The organism is Streptococcus sp. IsoGale022, assembly GCF_031142805.1.
Taxonomy (GTDB): Bacteria; Bacillota; Bacilli; order Lactobacillales; family Streptococcaceae; genus Streptococcus; species Streptococcus sanguinis_A.
The window spans coordinates 22582-38815 of record NZ_JAKZJI010000024.1 but is presented as its reverse complement, the minus strand read 5'-3'; the positions used below and the strand labels follow the sequence as shown (position 1 = coordinate 38815).

Here is a 16234-nt window from a genome sequence, read left to right as displayed (position 1 = left end):
GATGCGGGAGGTGTATTTTAGTTATAAGCTCTGCTATTTTTCCACATAGGTATGAAGCGGATAAGTCGGATAGGCCAACTCACGCGCCAACTCTGAAGTTACATAACCTGCCGGTGCGTCTAATACAGAAGGGATTCGATTGACGATAGTGGCACAGGTCAAGGCTACGGTATCAGGCTTGCTGACTGAAAAGGCTAGATTTGGCTCACCAGTAATTTCCCAATCACACATATCTCCGTCATTTTCACGATAGACCTTGCCAATACACTCTACTTCCAACTCAATTCCCTGATGGGTATGAATGGTCGTCACAGCTGACATACCCGTTACTTGCCCCGCTGAAACCGTGCGTCCCAGCGTTTCAGAATAAACATCTTCATCCAAAATGTAAGGAACACTCTTTTGTGAAATATCCTGAATTGTCCAGTTCATCTTAGAGCAGATAGCTTCAGCAGCATTCCACATATAGGACGGCAGGCTCTCAGCACTGGCAATTTCCTTTTCAAATCGCTCTGAATCGTAACCAGCACCATGCGCTTCTGCGAGAGCCAGACCATAATCTTCCACATTATAGCTGACAACCCCTTTCACCTTTTGAATGCGATTAAGGCCAGACATAGCCAAGCAAGGCATATTAATCCAGTAAATATCCTGCATGCCAGATCCCATTACAGTGATACCATATTCTTTAGCCAGCTTGTCCAAGCGGTTTGTTTCGGATGGCGAGGTCGTCCAAGGGTAGATCGCTTCCTCACAGGTCGTGATGATATTAACTCCATGCTTGATGGCTGTTTCAAAAAAATCATACATTTCCGGCATATAGGAAGCAATGGTGACAATGGCAATGTCAGCGTCACACTGGTCAAACACACTGTCAGCCTTATCAGAAATCAGGACACCAGTCTTATAGCCTAGCTCTGCAAAATCACCAACATCCTGCCCTACTACAGCAGGATTGTTATCAATAGCTCCGACGATTTCTACACCGTGATCCAATAGGTACTTGAAAATCACTTTAGACATCTTGCCGCAGCCATATTGGACAGCACGAATTTTTGTATTTCTCATGGCAAATCCTCCATTAATTGTTATTATTTTCACAATTATAGTATAATATCTCTAGTAACTAGAGAGTCAATAGAGGGTTTTAAAAAATGAAAAAAATTTTGCGTATCGGAGAATTTTCCCAAATAAATCAGATTTCCATCCAAACTCTACGATTCTATGACCAAATCGGTCTTTTAAAACCCTATAAAGTCGATCCAGAAACCAACTATCGCTACTACCACATCAATCAGTCTTCTCTGGTTGACTCCATTCAGTACCTGCGTCAACTGAATTTTTCTCTAGAAGACATCAAAGAAATCCTATCTGACAAAGACCATTTTCAACTGCATCAGCTTATCGAGGAACGCTATCAGCGCCTTCTAGAGGAAAAAGAGAATTTAGAAAAACAAATCCAAGAAATCGAAATCTTTCGGTCTGGTGCCCGTATCTATGGCGAAAAACAGAGCGAGCAAGAGCTGGAAATCCTAACTTTTCCTGAGCGGCAGCTGCTTACTTTTGAAATTGATCAAAATATTTATCAAATGAAAAGTGAAGAATACGAACTTGCTCTCCGCTGCTTCAAGCAAGAAATCCTGCGTTACAGTCCTTTTTTCACCCATTTCAGTCGTGTTGGCTCTATTATGAAACAAGAAGATTTCCAAAAAGAAAGATGGACTTCCAAACAACTCTGTCTCTTCCATCATACTCCCAATGAACTCCCTCACTTAAATCGAATATTGTTGCCGGCAGGAAATTATGCTGTTGCTTACTGCTCTTCCTTTGCAGATGAACTTAAAGCCCTGCCGCATTTTTACCAGGCTCTGACCCAAGCTGGATATACTCCTGTGGGCGATTATATCTGCGAGGTGATTCATGAACAGCCACAACTCCAGGAGCAGCACCGCAATATGTTCATCCGGATGCAAGTTCGGATAGCGGAGTAAAAAAGAGGAAGATGGATGTGGCGAAATTTCTTGCCAGATACTAGAGCATGCTCAGCCAAAAACTAATCACTTCGCAAGCCATATCTATATCAAAAAAGGACGGGAAAACACCCATCCTTTTTATGTGCAAATAACCATTGCTTAGCATCTTAGTCTTCTTGTTTCTTCCTTCCAGCTAGAAGACCCATTCCCAGAAAAGCTAAACCAGCCAGAGGCAAAAACTTATCTTCTTGAGTGCCAGTCTTAGGCAGAGCTGAATCTGAATTTGGCTGCAATCTTGGCGACGGAATAACTTTCCCTTCCTCACCTTGCTTCAGAGCTTGAGGCTGGGTCCTTGTCAAAGGCTGTTTAGCACTTTCAGCCACCACCTTGCTTCCAACTTCTACTAGTTCGTCAACTGCTAGAGAGAGCACTTCCTGACCGAGGATGGTTCGCTGACCCTTCAAGACTTCTACAAAGACTCGCTTTTGACCTTTTTGGCCAGCTACAAGTATCCTCCTCTGTCCTCTTTCCAGTTCTGGATTTTCCTGTTCTCGAGTCTGATATGCAATCTCTTCCATTATGACTTCTAAGAAAGGCTTTTCTTCCACTAGGTCCTTTATCCCTTCTTCCGGAGTGACCTGATGGCTTGGTTTCACAGCCAGAGCAGCAAGAGCTGTCTTCAGTTCCTGCTCTACTCTATCTAAATCCGCCTGCTCCGCTTTTTCCTCTGCCAAGAGAGACTGAGCTTGAGCCAAGGCTGCCTGGTAAGCCTGAACTGTCTCATCTGTGTAGAGGCTTGGATCTAGACTAGCCGTACTGTCTACCACTTTCTGCAGAGAAGCCTTATTAACTGCTGGCGCATGAAGATTGGTCACAAAGAAATTACGCGCTTCCAAGTCCCCATCCCAGAGTCCCAGACCGACGTAGGCATCATTATAATAAGGCTCAACCGTATCAAATTGGTGGTTCAGGTATTCTACACCATCCACAGATACACTGACACCATTTTTAGTTTTCACTAGCTTAACATGGTGGAACTGGCTGTCATCAAGATGCTTGCCATTCATGCTACTTTCTGCAATCGTCTCTCCCATAAAGCGGTAAAGTCGAATCTTATCATTATCGCCAAATTGAATAGAATAAGCATTGCGAGGGTCAACATTTTCAGACGCATAGAAAATATTAATCAAGCCTTTTTGATACTTGAGGTCCACATCCAAGTTATACTCAGAGAAAGGAATCTTCTGACCTCCCATACAATAATCATTGGCGCTGGTATTCTGATTATAGAGGCTTTCACCGTCGACATACCACTTACCGGAAACAGCTTTTAGATCTGGAACATTGGTCTTAAAGTCATTACGGCTGATATTGATGGTGAAGACCTTGGAAAGGTTTGGATTTTCCTTAGAGGTCGCCGTTATCTTGACCACACCCCTTTGCAGAGCAGTCACTCGCAGCTTATTGCCATCTTCCGTGACAGAGACTAGGTCTGGCTGAGCCACACTCCAACTGACCGCTTGAGAGACACTTGCTGGCATGATATATGCTTTCAAATCCAAAGCATCGCCGACATAAATATTATTTGTTACAGGAGAAGCCTGCACTAGTTCCAGTGGTTTGGTCACTGCCTGTTTGTCTTTCCAGATGCCCTTCAGCGGATAAAGAGCAATGTCAGCCTTAGCTGCACCACCTTCTACAAACACACTAGCGGCAAGACTATTTGGCGCAGGGAAAATCTGATTGGCACCTGCCACAGTATATCCTTTGGCAAAGACTTCTAGGCTGGAGCGATCTACGTAGAGATGCAGATCTATGCTGCCATCCGCATTGCGTTTGACGGACTGACTATCCACCTGAGCAAATTTATTACTGAGAAGAATGCCGGACCGGCTGCGGTCAATAGAGAGAGTTTCCTTTTCTAAATCATAGGTAACTCTAGTCACTTCTCCATCTCCAACCCGTAGGTTAAAACCGACTTTCTTGGTCGTTTCACTCGGCCGGAAAGTAGAGACAATTTCATACTGATCACCGGAAAAATCTTTCAACAGCTCATTCTTCTCACTAACTTCCACGTCTTTATACAACACAGTCTTGTCTTCCTGACGCAGAGACTGATAGGCTGCTATTGGCGTCTGAGTCAGCCGATAGCTTCCGTCTTGTTTGATAAGGCCTAGTTTGAGGTTAAGATTGAAGATTCCGTTGAACTTCTGACCGACGGTATCGGCTACCAGATTACAGTAGTCCTCCCAGGTATTCATCCAGTTAGACTCGATAATGTCAGGTAGGGTTGGATTAGCCTTGCTGCCAAAGTCCTGAACGTAGTAAGTCATGGCTGCATAAGAGTCTTTACCAAAGTTCATGACCTGATCAGCCTGAGTAAACTCAGCATCTGGGACGAAGGTCCACTTGCCCTCCACCTGTCTAAAATCACCGACCTTATAGGAGCGCCCGCCACGAGACAGGACCCACTTAAGGCTACCATCGTCTGCCAGTAAAGGATAAAGATCTGGACACTCTGTATGGAGATACGCATAAGTTGACTCCACCTTCCAATTACGCAGATTATCAGAGGAATAAATTCTCAGCGGTCCGCCTGCGACGACCATAAACCATTTGCCCTCCCAACGGAAGACCTTGGGATCACGAAAATCCTGAGATTGCAGTAGATCATCCGTCCAGTCAGCTGCAATTTGATCAAGCTTCGTCCAAGTCCGGCCCTCATCTTTACTGTAGGCCAGCTTGATGCGCTGACCGTTTCCGTCGGCAGTAATTAGCGCGACTAAACCGCCCTGGTCATTGTCAAACAAACCAGAGGAATTGGTAGTATCTGCTACGATAGAACCTGAGAACATAGCCCCATTAGCATCCGGATAAAAGGCAATCGGCTGTTCTTCCCAATGAATCAAATCCTTGCTGGTCGCATGGCCCCAGTGCATCGGTCCCCACTTTGTATCGTCGTAAAACTGATAGAAGAAATGATAGACTCCCTTGTAATAAACCAGCCCGTTGGGATCATTGGCCCAACCGTCCTTGACCGAATAATGATACTGACCGCGATAGAGCTCATTGTAGTATACCTCATCTGCCTGCCGACGATGGACATTGAGCCGGTAAGTCAGGCGGACCTCCTGCCCATCCGCATCGGTCACAGTGCTGCTCACAGCCAGATAGTTTGCCCCCACTGCCAGCGGGATATTCTTCAAATCACTATAAACCCTACCTGCAGCATCGGTCACGCTTACCTTGGCAGCAGGATTTTTCGCTACGACAGTCAAGTCTACAGTCTCAGCATCATGCTTGACATACTGGATAGTGATAGGGGCAGTAAACTGACCTTTCTGCTCCACTTTCCCAACCGAAGAAGTCACTCTGATATCCTCTAACTCGGGATTAGACTGAGGAGTGATTTCTTTGTAAAAGGTATTTTGAAAAAGCAGCTCGCTATTCCAATTTAGTAAGCCAAAATAGCCTTCTGACAGATAAGTATTCTGCCCCTTGTCATCTCTCTGAAGCGTGTAATCCCCTGAACTGGCCACTAGAATATCATTGACATAATAGGATACCCAAGAGCCGATAGAAACAACCTTAAGCCGATATTTATTATCATCCGTAGGCTCGATATGCTTTTCATTGATAAACTGATAGTCACGCCCGCCTTGCCAACGCCAAAACTTCACATTGTTGCTGCCACCATCAATATTAACTGCATAGCTGCTCTTGTCATCCGGATTATTATTACTGCGGAAAATGAGGGCTGCCGCCCCTTCCTTACTGAGGAAAGTTACATCCGTCGAGTAAACAAAGTCTCTGCCCTGACTTTGAGAGTAAAGGAAACTATCACCTTTGCCTCTGGCATCACTATAAAGTCCTTGCTCCCGGACTTCCCAAACTCCATTTTTGTCTCCCTTGACTTCTGCCAAATTAGTATTGAAGCCTGACTGCTCATCTACAGCAGGGAGCTTTTCCGAAGCAACTTCCTTCGCTGCTGGCTGTTCGTCTTCTTCCTGTTTGGTCTCTTTAGCGTTTGCTGTGACTTGATTATCCTTATCAGCCTTTTGGTTGGCTGACCCCACTGCTGCATCCTGACTACCCACTTCCGTCGCTGCAGCCGCAGCTGTCTCCTCAGCTACAGAGTTTTCTACCTTATCGGCATTCCTTGTAGGATCAGCTGTTTGCCCGATCTCAGCCTCCGAGACAGCTGATGAATCAGCCTGCAAGACCTGAGTAGGGGCTGGATTAGTATTACCCTCATCTGCATAAACCACACCGCCACCATCTAACAAGAAAGCTCCAAAAGCCAGCAGGGCGCACCCAAACACCCAACGCTTGCCGCTTTTTCTCATAAACCAATTTTTACACACTTTTTCCTGATGATTTTTCATGATGCACCTCAATATTCTAAAAATAAAATCAGACTCCTCACAACCAAATTACTGCTACATAACGCACTCCTTTCACCTTTTCTTGTTCAAAATGAACACCTCGTTTAGCACCTAACTCCTTTATAAAAAAGAAGCAATCTCAATAGTCTAAATATAACAAATTTTTGTAAGCGCTTCACCTAACGTTTGTCACAAAAACAAAATGACAGATGTCATATTTTAGAAATGAATGAAGAAAAAACAAAAAGCCTCCAAAACGGAAAGCTCTTGTTCTTTTTAAATTTATTCTGGATAGGATGTTGCCAGCTCGTTCTTTAGATATTCTGCCAGATACTGATGAGCAAAAATTCCTGCTTTTTCTTCTGCTGTCGGATTATAGTTGGTATTGGTGTTCACATCATAGACATAGATTTGACCTGTCTCCGACTCTACCCACTCAATAGCTGCCACATCAATTCCAGCCTGAGTTAGAAATGTCTCGTAAGCCTGTCTTTGACTAGCAGGCAGCGGCTCTGTGATTTGAAACTTATCTGAGGTCTCTAGCTGAGCAGGACTTTGTCCAATCTGACACCCATCTGCCGGACAAAGTTGAAACTCACATAACTACTTTTATATCTTCAATATCTTTGCCCCCTCTTCATTACAGCTAATAGATCACTGCTAACATTACTTCAATTTCTATCGAAGAATTTATTCTAAAATCTTTAAAACAAAGAGATAAACAAAATCATTAAATTGACTCTTTTAATTTCTTATATGATATAATTATTTTAAAAATCATATTAGTGAGAAATATTATGTCAAAGAAAAAAGGCACGAGAAAGAGAAAATCATCTACTGCAAGATACATCTTCGTAAGCGGAGCTTTAATTTTAGCCTCTACAGTTCTTCTGCCTAGAGTATTGAAAAAAACTAGAAATTATGTATATAAAAAACAAGTAACACTAACCAATCATCTAAAAGCCAGTCTTGATTGGAAAGACACGTTAGTTAAAAAATCTGACTATAACAAAGGTAGAAGATAATGCAAATAAATACAGATACTATTGCGCAGCAATGTCTCAACGCGATTAATGATAAAATTAATAATTTAAAAAAATTAAACATCATCGTCATTGGCAAATCAGGTGTTGGCAAAAGCACACTAATTAATAGTTTGTTTAGAGGGAATTTTGCTGATACTGGACTGGGTAGACCGGTAACTCAGGAAATTCGTAAAATTGAAAAAACCGGATATCCTTTGGCTATTTACGATACACCTGGCTTTGAATTGTCATATACCCAACAGGAGAGTGTCAAAGATGAGGTCATCAAACTAATTAACAACGGTTACTCTTCTAATGATATCAATGAGGTGATTCACTGCATTTGGTATTGTATTAATGTCGGTTCAAACCGTACTTTCGATAGTTCAGAAGCGGAATGGCTCAGAGAGTTTTCTGAGAAGAATAAAACGTCTAAGGTACCAATCATTGTTGTCCTTACTCAATCTGTACCTAAGAAGAAAGCACTAGAAATGAAAGCTCATGTTGAGCAGGAAAACTTAGACGTCTGTAAAGTTGTGCCAATTTTAGCTCAAGATATGGATTTTGATGAGGAATATGTCGCTAAAGCTTTTGGATTAGATACTTTGATTGATGTAATGTCTGAGGTATTGCCATCTGAACTACAGGATACACTGCAAAACATCCAAAAAGTATCTCTGGAATCTAAAAAAACATGCTAGGGCAGTCATCGCTACAGCAGTAGCAGCAAGTTTTGGTGAAGGTTTCGCTCCGGTTCCATTCGCAGATGCATTCATGCTTGTTCCAACCCAGATAAGCATGATTACTGGCATCACAGTAATATTTGGGCTTGATATAAATAAAACTTTTCTAACCGCCTTTGTATCCTCAACTTTAGGGTCTGGGGGAGCAACATTCCTTGGAAAAACAATAGTTTCTAATATCCTCAAATTTATTCCCGGAGTAGGAACGGCAGTTGGCGGAACGATTTCCGGAACTACCGCTGGATTAATTACAACAGCTTTGGGCGAGGCTTACCTATTTTTAATGGAACAAATATTTAAAGGAGAAATAAGCAAAGAAGCGCTAGGTACTCCTGCCGGTCAAAAACAAATGACAAAACTTTTTAGAGAACAATTATCTAAAAAAAATAATACACCAAGATTTTAAATCTTGGTGTATTTTTAGGTTAAATTGCTTTTTACATCAAAAAAGACATCCAAGAGAAAATTCTTGAATGTCTGTAAAGGTTGATATAATCGCTTTGATTAACGTTTTGAGAATTGTGATGCTTTACGAGCTTTCTTAAGACCTGGTTGGAAACATTTTTATTTGAATAGATTTCAATATCCACTTAAAATCAATGTTTTTCCACATTTACAGAAAACATAATTTCATCTAATTTAAATAACTTTCAGTTGAATGGTGTGAATTTTACCCTAAAAATACACAAATTGAGCTAGATTTTACCAAAAAGTTCACACCATTTTTGTTATTATTAGTTTTATGCATTCTTTTTCTGGATTTTTAGCAACTCAAACCCATTTTCTGGAAAACCATAATTTACAAAATTGATTTCATAGCGATGACTCTCTTCCAACAATCGTTCTAACTTATCATTCCAAAATAAATGTGACTCTTTAGACATAGATATTATGATATGCCTCATTGCCACAAAATAGACAAATAATTTTTTAACATCATTATTTAAACAATTAGACAACAATTTTTCATCAGCACGATGAATAACTGGTAACGTATTGTGCAACCGACCATATAAACGTCCATTGTGGGAACAGATATTTCTCAAGTAGCGAAGAGCATTACACCATGACAACAATACCTTAGCGGCAATTTTATTTGTTGGTTCTAAGGGTGAACTCACATAGGAAGCAACCTTAGTTCTATAAAGAGGTTGCAACGCAACCAAAAAAGAAGAAATATTCCCAAATGTCATCAAGCGGAAAACTGTCCAAGGAAGCACTACCCCAAATTCAGATATCTGTTTTTGAACTATATTATCTTCACTTTTTTGCAATATCAGGCTAGATAAATAATATTTCGTTCGAAGAACTAAATCTTTCCTATGGGCGTCATCCTTACTATATTTTTTACTCTCATTATAATACAACTCATCATCTTCAAAAATATAGATTTCTTTATTATAGCCCAATGTTATAGCATCTGAGGTACTCTTTTTCAAAAAAACTTCAATACGTTCTAAAATCTCTTGAAGAAAATTTCTTAAATAGCTGTCAAATAAATAGGCAGATTTTGCTTTGAAATAATTACGTTCCGTTAGCTTACCATACTGTGAGAATGATTGAAAATCAATATCTCTTAAAAAATTAACGCAATCTTCTTTATAAAAATCATCGCAATCTTCTTTGGAGAAATCCCAGTTAGAGTTATTTTTCATGTGGTCATAAAGCTTCTCTTCCGATAACGATGGCTCAATTTCTTTCTTCAATTGAGTTGGTGCTAAAACCGGTTTATAACGTAAACAATCTTTATCAGAAATATCAACTTCCAATGGTAAATATTCTTTAAAATTTTTGAGTTCAAATATGTTATCTGACATAAATAATATTCCCTCTATGTATAAAAAAAGGCCACCTAGTTATACCTGACGGTACCTTCGATGACTTCAAATCTAAGATAAGTATAACAAAACATAAAATATTTGTCAACGTTTATATATATATGCACCCGTAGTAACTAAAGTAAGTGTCTAAGTAAATAAGAATTATTCAACTATCTTCCATTTTTTATAAATAGCAGACTTCGGTAAATCGGAAGTCAAATCCGTATTCAGATGTAGATGACCTCCTGAATCTGAAAATACTCCACCAACTCTAGTCAATTCTCGAATATCTTCAACAGGGACTATTACTGTTTCGAATGATGATATATTCCCTTTTGTAAAAGTATATGCAATACAGGGATTTAGCGATTCAGGATAAGATTCTACAAAGTGCATCAACTTAATTAAAGCTTTCCCATCTGCTTTAAAAGTGGGACTTTCATTTGAAGAAAATTGTTTACTTACACAATAAATTAATAATGGTGTCTTTTCATCTATCTGTGCTAATAAATACCCCGACTCATCTGTTAACTCATAGCCAGCAAATTCTAAAGTGGCTTTAGTAAGACCAAGACATAGTTCCTTGATTGTTTTTCTAGTTAGTTTCATATAAATACCTCCTTAAAGTAAGTCTATTATATCATATTTTCACTCTCATTAGAATCTTTTTTTAAAAAAAGATTCTTTTTTTGTTGACACGCCTCATAATTTTTGATACACTATAAGCAGAAACAAATAAATATTTTTGTTTCTAAACTTTTATCGCCCAAGAAACTAATCTTAATTTTTGTTTCTGTTACATTTTTTATTAAGGAGGACATCTTTATGTCATTAAAAAATTTATCGCACTTTACTGCATTCAATGCACCTCAATTTTTTTCACGTAAAGAACTTCGCTTCATCTCTGCGACACGTTGGATAGAGAAAACCGATACAGGTTCCGAACTTGAAAAAGGAGTAAAGGTATCACTGCTAATTTATAAAGATAGCAGTGAATACCCAAATGATAAAACGAACCTCGGAGAGCAACTACTGGTAAAAGTTCCATTTGCGTCAATCGACGATTATTCATCTTTCAAACCAATGTTAACGACATGTGAGGTTACTAACATTGAAAAAGCAGTAATCTATGGAGAATATAGGAATCAACTGAGTTTGACTGCGTCAGTAATCGAAGCAGATGAAGCTGTAGAATTATAAGGAGTATTACCATGTTCTTATTTATTGTTAAAATTTTAACTACTTTGTTCTTTCTTTACACTCTCTTGGTTAGTACTAACTTTGCTATTCTGTGGATAGACAATAAAGTGAATATAGCTAATGGTCAGTCTGGCTATAATAGTACTGAAGCAATATTACGACTTGCATTCGCTAAAAGTCACAATCAGCTTAAAAATATTAGCTTTTGGTCGAAAAAAGGTATTAATAAGTATATTGAGTATCAACACAACCAACTCCAGATAAAGCATTATAATACAGCTCTAAATGCTATTGTAAATGAACTTATTTATAGATTCGAAAATGATACAAACTTCAAACTTACCAATCAAATTTGGTATAATGGATGGTATTTGTATATCCCTATCACTAAACAAACTAGAGGTAATGAACTATCCGATGTGGAATCATATCTTCAAGGTGTTGTGTCAAAATACAGTCTTGATTTCGCTGTTGACTCAGTAACTTGCCAAAATCTTCAAAATATTGGCTGGTGTTTCGTGGTTCAACTGAACTATAGCGAACTGGCTAAGTTCAATCGTATTGCTCGCCAACAGGAAGTTAGTAAGCCAGATGATTTCCATGACGAAGACGAGGTATTCTAATGGATAAGGCTGTTATTCAGCCCTTCCAAAAACAAGGTGGCGGGTATGTAGGTTGGAACTTACATACCCATTACCATTTCAATGTTTTAGGAGGGACAGGAAGTTATAAAACTGGTACTTGTAAACTTATCTTAGCATGTCTAGCACTGCAAACCAGACACACTTGCCTTATGGTCGGAGACCCCAAAGGAGAGGATTTTCGGTTTGCGAGCTCATCTCCCAATATTTTTCTTGGTACTGACGCCTATAAAGTAATTGATTCATCATTCAATGAGTTTCAGAAGAGGAAAGAAAATACACACCGCAAACGAGTTTATCTAGTTGTATACATTGATGAACTAGTCTCAATGTTCGAAGAATTTGAAGATAAAAAAACTAGAGACAACTATAAGAAAAAACTTAGGTTACTCTTATTTCAAGGTCGCTCATTGAATATTCGTTTACTTATTAGTACCCAAGTACTCATGGCAGATGTACTTGGTGGTGATGCACGAGCACAGTTTTCTGGATTTTTGAATTTAGGTCACCTTAAATCATCTGTTGCCAAATCAATGTTTGACTTAGATGATGGTCAAACTCTAGAAAAGAATCTCCCAGCTGGCTATGGTTGGCTACAATGGGATGGTCAGCCTATTCAAAAAATAAAAGTCAGACATGTTAGAGATTTCAACAAAGTTCATCAGGAAATTTTTAACATGTTAGAGCGCCCGCTTCCAGATGATTAAATTTTTATGCCGTGAAAGTTGTTGACGATAGGCTAAAATAAATTAGACTGGTTGGGGTGGTACGGTGGAACTTTGTTCGCCGTGCCAACACAATCAGTTTTATAATTTTAGGGTCCCTATTGTCAATAAACCATGGAATAAATTTGAATTTAAACATCGTGATTGCGACGCCTTAACTTGATAAGCGTCATACAAAAGCACAAAACATATTTTTATAGGTATGAAGTATGGAACAAATAGAACTTGGTAAAATTGTAAAAAGTTACGTGTATGGTAATACGATCGAAATGACAACCGCTAACGGTCAACAAGAACAAACTATCAAAGTGATAGAAGGCAAGCGTTACGTAAATCTTGAGACTGGAGAAATTCATGACATGGATACTTCAAGCAATAGTAGGTTAGATAATCTGAAGTCAACAAAGCAAACCATGAAAAAGTTACGACGAATTATAGCCCATAATTTTACTGGTGGGAAAAATCAGCTCTGGATTACGTTGACTTATCGTGACCATGTTACCGAGCCAGCAATTGTCTACATGGATTTCAAAGCGTTCATTCGACGCATTCGTAATCAGTTTGGAAATGTTGATTATATTACGGTCATTGAACCACAAGCTAGTGGAAGGTGGCATTTGCATGTGTTATTAAAGAACGATTCCGAGCTAACAATTCCTAACAATGACCTTGCCAAGATGTGGGGGAAAGGTTTTACAAAGACCAAGAGGTTAAAGAGAGCTGATAAGGTTGGAAATTATTTGATTGCTTATTTATCTAATTTGCAGATAGGTGATGAGGGTTCACCAAACAAAGCAATTATAAAAGGTGCGCGCCTATACATGTATCCCAAGGGTATCAGAATTTATCGAACTAGCAGAGGAATTGAAAAGCCTTTGGAAATTACAACAACAAAGGGTGAGCTTATGGAAACTTATAAAATTAACAGTCCTCCGACATTTTCGCGTACCACAAAGCATGAAACTCCTTATGGTGTGAAAGAATATACAACGGAGTTTTACGATAACATAAAAAGCCTGTCAGATACTTTTAGCGGGGCAACTGACAGACCTAAAGAGTAGTGAAAATACTATCACTACTTCTATTTTACCACAGAATAGGAGAAACTAATGCAAGTTATTCTACCAGATGAACAGATTCATCAAATTCAGCTTTTGATTGCTGACTTACTCAAGCACGAAATCGAAAATCGGTTGAACAATAGCACTCTTAGAAGTCCATTTTTGAACAAACAGCAAACTTGCGACTATCTAGGAATTTCCAACAATACTCTTGATTCATGGATTCAAAAGGGGCTTCCTACTATCAAAATCGGAAAAATTGTTCGCTTTAATAAAACAGAAATCAATCGCTGGTTACAAAAACACTAGCATTTCTACCGTGGTTTGTTATAATAAAGCCACGGTATTTTTCTAGCTCAATTCAAAAGGAGAATACTATGTCTATTTCAAAAACTAAAAATGGAACCTATCGCTTACGAATCTACATCCCAGAGGAAGTAAAGTCTTCACTTGGAACTAATAAAAAAGTGATAGAAAAACGTTTCAAATTAAGGAGTGAAGCCAAAAAATTCGAACTCGAACTACAAAACAGAATTGATAATATTCTAAATGGTGGAAGTGAATCATTAAATAATAGTGGCGCAATCCTTTTTTCAGATTTTTATCACAATATTTGGTGGGAATCCTATAAAGCAGGACAGACAACCTCTACTACCAAACCACCCTCACAAGCCACCATTACCGGTACAGGAATTGTCTTTAGAAAGCATATTTTACCTATGCTTGGGAATTACTCAATTGAATTTCTTAACCAGAATAAGCAAGTTGTATTGAATCTGCTAACTCAAAAAGCTGAAGAATACGCAAACTTCAAGGTTATCAGAAGTTATGTCAATTCTATCTTTGATTGGGCTGAGGAATTAGAATATATAGAAACTAATCGCCTATCTAAAACAATAAGCCGTATCAAAGCAACTAAGAAAATTAAATTACAAGAAGCCAAAAAGGATGAAGACTTGTATCTATCACAAGAAGAGCTTCAAGCATGGTTCACAGCATTTGAGGAAGACTTGGGAAACGATAAACTCTTATTCAAAGACTATGTACTGTTCTATACAACCTTTTTCTTAGGGGATAGAAAATCAGAAAGTTACGCCCTACAATGGAAACATGTCAATATCAATAAACAAGAAATTCAATTAGTTCAAGCCTTAGATAAATATAAGAATGTCAAATCAACTAAGGGAAATAAAAAGACAACATTCCAAATTCCTATTGAATTAGCTAACTTGCTTCAAGAATGGAAAAAGCAGCAAAAAACTGAACTAGCCAAATTCGGCATTATCCAATCTGATGAACAGTATATCTTTACTTATATCGATATGAAAGGCAATGTTAACAGTCCTCTACATTCTGACTATCTCAACAACAAGATGAAATCAATCAAGCGCCGTCATCCAGAACTTGCGCATGCTACGCCACATAAATTACGCCATACTGGAGCAACATTAGCAAAACAAGCTGGAACATCATTAGAAGCTATTTCAGAAGCTCTTACACATAGTGATACGATTACAACTAAGACTTATGTCAACACTTCAAATGTGATTCCAATGGCTGTTGGAGAGATTGCTTATCGTTCCCTAAATAAATAATGGTGTGAATTTGGTGTGAAAAATGGTGTGAATTTTGCTAAAAATCACCCAAAAAACACCCCATGGTGTGAACCATGAAGTGTTGTAAAGTCTGTATTGTAGCTGGTTCTTAACGTTTAGAGAACTGGCTAGCTTTACGAGCTTTCTTAAGACCTGGTTTCTTACGTTCTACCATACGGGCATCACGAGTAAGAAGTCCTGCGCGTTTCAATGAATCGCGGAAGTCTGGGTCTACTTGAAGAAGGGCACGAGCGATACCGTGACGGATCGCACCTGATTGACCAGCGTAGCCACCACCATCAACGTTTACGAAAACGTCGTATTGACCAACAGTTGAAGTAACTGCGAATGGTTGGTTGATAACCAAACGAAGGTCAGCGTGTGGGATGTACTCTTCAACATCTTTTTTGTTTACAGTGATTTTACCAGTTCCTGGAACAAGGCGAACGCGTGCAACAGCGTTTTTACGACGTCCAGTACCTGCATATTGTGCTTGTGACATAGCTTATTTGTTCCTTTCCTTAGATAAGTCCTGAAATATCAAGAACTTCTGGTTGTTGTGCAGCGTGAGTGTGCTCAGCGCCTACAAATACTTTCAGCTTCATACCTTGAGCGCGGCCAAGAGTATTGTGCGGAAGCATACCTTTAACAGATTTTTCGATCAAACGAACAGCGTTCTTAGAGCGAAGCTCACCTGCTGAGATTTGTTTCAATCCACCTGGGTACATAGAGTGAGTGTAGTAGATCTTATCAGTTGCTTTTTTACCAGTCAGTTTTACTTTTTCAGCGTTGATAACGATTACGAAGTCACCTGTATCAGTGTGTGGTGTAAAGGTTGGTTTGTTTTTTCCGCGAAGTACGCTTGCTACAACAGCAGAAAGGCGTCCAAGAGGGACATCAGTAGCGTCCACTACATACCATTTGCGTTCAACTTCACCTGGCTTAGCCATGTATGTTGTTTTGTTCATGATTTCTCCTATGAATATCGTTTTTGTTTACAAGGCGGATGTTCCGGTCCGCGAGTTATTTGAAAGGTTCCGGGGCCTTACAAATGGGGTAAACAATA

Annotated in this window: 14 protein-coding genes and 2 pseudogenes; 9 read left to right on the top strand and 7 right to left on the bottom strand. The window is 39.2% G+C overall.

Going from position 1 to position 16234, the window contains the following annotated elements:
- Positions 1-33: 33 nt before the first annotated feature.
- Complete coding sequence (locus tag RG608_RS10900; RefSeq protein ID WP_268687763.1) at positions 34-1068, bottom strand: dihydrodipicolinate reductase; 1035 nt, start codon at positions 1066-1068, stop codon at positions 34-36.
- An 86-nt stretch (positions 1069-1154) separates the two neighbouring features.
- Between RG608_RS10900 and RG608_RS10895 the strand changes: the two genes are divergently transcribed.
- Positions 1155-1991, top strand: a complete 837-nt coding sequence (locus tag RG608_RS10895; RefSeq protein ID WP_268687764.1) for a helix-turn-helix domain-containing protein — start codon at positions 1155-1157, stop codon at positions 1989-1991.
- Positions 1992-2140: 149 nt separating this feature from the next.
- On the opposite strand, the gene RG608_RS10890 is transcribed toward RG608_RS10895, so the two are convergent.
- Entirely contained in the window at positions 2141-6358 is a 4218-nt protein-coding gene (locus RG608_RS10890) for a GH32 C-terminal domain-containing protein (protein WP_308946960.1), read from the bottom strand.
- 282 nt (positions 6359-6640) lie between these two features.
- Positions 6641-6952: pseudogene (locus RG608_RS10885) on the bottom strand (alpha-L-glutamate ligase); the annotation flags it as partial.
- Between the two features lie 203 nt (positions 6953-7155).
- Here RG608_RS10885 and RG608_RS10880 point away from each other — a divergent pair.
- Positions 7156-7383, top strand: coding sequence for a hypothetical protein (locus RG608_RS10880; protein WP_268687766.1), 228 nt, complete (start codon positions 7156-7158; stop codon positions 7381-7383).
- A pseudogene (locus tag RG608_RS10875) lies at positions 7383-8532 on the top strand (YcjF family protein). Before RG608_RS10880 ends, RG608_RS10875 begins: the two are co-directional and overlap by 1 nt.
- Positions 8533-8866: 334 nt before the next feature.
- Here the strand turns inward: RG608_RS10875 and RG608_RS10870 are convergent.
- Entirely contained in the window at positions 8867-9943 is a 1077-nt protein-coding gene (locus tag RG608_RS10870) for an Abi family protein (RefSeq protein WP_268687767.1), read from the bottom strand.
- Positions 9944-10108: 165 nt separating this feature from the next.
- Entirely contained in the window at positions 10109-10555 is a 447-nt protein-coding gene (locus RG608_RS10865; protein WP_268687768.1) for a hypothetical protein, read from the bottom strand.
- A 216-nt stretch (positions 10556-10771) separates the two neighbouring features.
- Here RG608_RS10865 and RG608_RS10860 point away from each other — a divergent pair, with 216 nt between their 5' ends.
- The 6 genes from RG608_RS10860 (at position 10772) to RG608_RS10835 (ending at position 15168) form a co-directional block, all read left to right on the top strand.
- Complete coding sequence (locus tag RG608_RS10860) at positions 10772-11146, top strand: hypothetical protein (RefSeq protein ID WP_268687769.1); 375 nt, start codon at positions 10772-10774, stop codon at positions 11144-11146.
- An 11-nt stretch (positions 11147-11157) separates the two neighbouring features.
- On the top strand, positions 11158-11769 hold the full coding sequence (locus RG608_RS10855; protein ID WP_308946958.1) for a hypothetical protein: 612 nt from the start codon (positions 11158-11160) through the stop codon (positions 11767-11769).
- Positions 11769-12494 (top strand): type IV secretory system conjugative DNA transfer family protein, encoded by a 726-nt coding sequence (locus tag RG608_RS10850; protein WP_268687771.1) that lies wholly within the window; start codon positions 11769-11771, stop codon positions 12492-12494. The genes RG608_RS10855 and RG608_RS10850 overlap by 1 nt, the downstream gene beginning before the upstream one ends.
- Before the next feature lie 227 nt (positions 12495-12721).
- Entirely contained in the window at positions 12722-13573 is an 852-nt protein-coding gene (locus RG608_RS10845; protein WP_268687772.1) for a replicative protein, read from the top strand.
- A gap of 48 nt (positions 13574-13621) precedes the next feature.
- Complete coding sequence (locus RG608_RS10840; protein WP_268687773.1) at positions 13622-13882, top strand: helix-turn-helix domain-containing protein; 261 nt, start codon at positions 13622-13624, stop codon at positions 13880-13882.
- A 68-nt stretch (positions 13883-13950) separates the two neighbouring features.
- Positions 13951-15168, top strand: coding sequence for a tyrosine-type recombinase/integrase (locus RG608_RS10835; RefSeq protein WP_268687774.1), 1218 nt, complete (start codon positions 13951-13953; stop codon positions 15166-15168).
- A gap of 109 nt (positions 15169-15277) precedes the next feature.
- Here RG608_RS10835 and rpsI read toward each other — a convergent pair whose 3' ends face one another.
- Positions 15278-15670 (bottom strand): 30S ribosomal protein S9, encoded by a 393-nt coding sequence (gene rpsI / locus RG608_RS10830; RefSeq protein ID WP_002902303.1) that lies wholly within the window; start codon positions 15668-15670, stop codon positions 15278-15280.
- 19 nt (positions 15671-15689) lie between these two features.
- Positions 15690-16136, bottom strand: a complete 447-nt coding sequence (rplM, locus tag RG608_RS10825; protein WP_002893769.1) for a 50S ribosomal protein L13 — start codon at positions 16134-16136, stop codon at positions 15690-15692.
- Between the last annotated feature and the right edge of the window lie 98 nt (positions 16137-16234).

What these genes read in the sequence shown, in the direction of transcription:
- rplM (WP_002893769.1), bottom strand. Translation starts at nt 16,136, where the DNA reads ATGAACAAAACAACATACATGGCTAAGCCAGGTGAAGTTGAACGCAAA.
- rpsI (WP_002902303.1), bottom strand. Translation starts at nt 15,670, where the DNA reads ATGTCACAAGCACAATATGCAGGTACTGGACGTCGTAAAAACGCTGTT.
- RG608_RS10835 (WP_268687774.1), top strand. Translation starts at nt 13,951, where the DNA reads ATGTCTATTTCAAAAACTAAAAATGGAACCTATCGCTTACGAATCTAC.
- RG608_RS10880 (WP_268687766.1), top strand. Translation starts at nt 7,156, where the DNA reads ATGTCAAAGAAAAAAGGCACGAGAAAGAGAAAATCATCTACTGCAAGA.
- RG608_RS10850 (WP_268687771.1), top strand. Translation starts at nt 11,769, where the DNA reads ATGGATAAGGCTGTTATTCAGCCCTTCCAAAAACAAGGTGGCGGGTAT.
- RG608_RS10870 (WP_268687767.1), bottom strand. Translation starts at nt 9,943, where the DNA reads ATGTCAGATAACATATTTGAACTCAAAAATTTTAAAGAATATTTACCA.
- RG608_RS10895 (WP_268687764.1), top strand. Translation starts at nt 1,155, where the DNA reads ATGAAAAAAATTTTGCGTATCGGAGAATTTTCCCAAATAAATCAGATT.
- RG608_RS10865 (WP_268687768.1), bottom strand. Translation starts at nt 10,555, where the DNA reads ATGAAACTAACTAGAAAAACAATCAAGGAACTATGTCTTGGTCTTACT.
- RG608_RS10840 (WP_268687773.1), top strand. Translation starts at nt 13,622, where the DNA reads ATGCAAGTTATTCTACCAGATGAACAGATTCATCAAATTCAGCTTTTG.
- RG608_RS10855 (WP_308946958.1), top strand. Translation starts at nt 11,158, where the DNA reads ATGTTCTTATTTATTGTTAAAATTTTAACTACTTTGTTCTTTCTTTAC.
- RG608_RS10860 (WP_268687769.1), top strand. Translation starts at nt 10,772, where the DNA reads ATGTCATTAAAAAATTTATCGCACTTTACTGCATTCAATGCACCTCAA.
- RG608_RS10890 (WP_308946960.1), bottom strand. Translation starts at nt 6,358, where the DNA reads ATGAAAAATCATCAGGAAAAAGTGTGTAAAAATTGGTTTATGAGAAAA.
- RG608_RS10845 (WP_268687772.1), top strand. Translation starts at nt 12,722, where the DNA reads ATGGAACAAATAGAACTTGGTAAAATTGTAAAAAGTTACGTGTATGGT.
- RG608_RS10900 (WP_268687763.1), bottom strand. Translation starts at nt 1,068, where the DNA reads ATGAGAAATACAAAAATTCGTGCTGTCCAATATGGCTGCGGCAAGATG.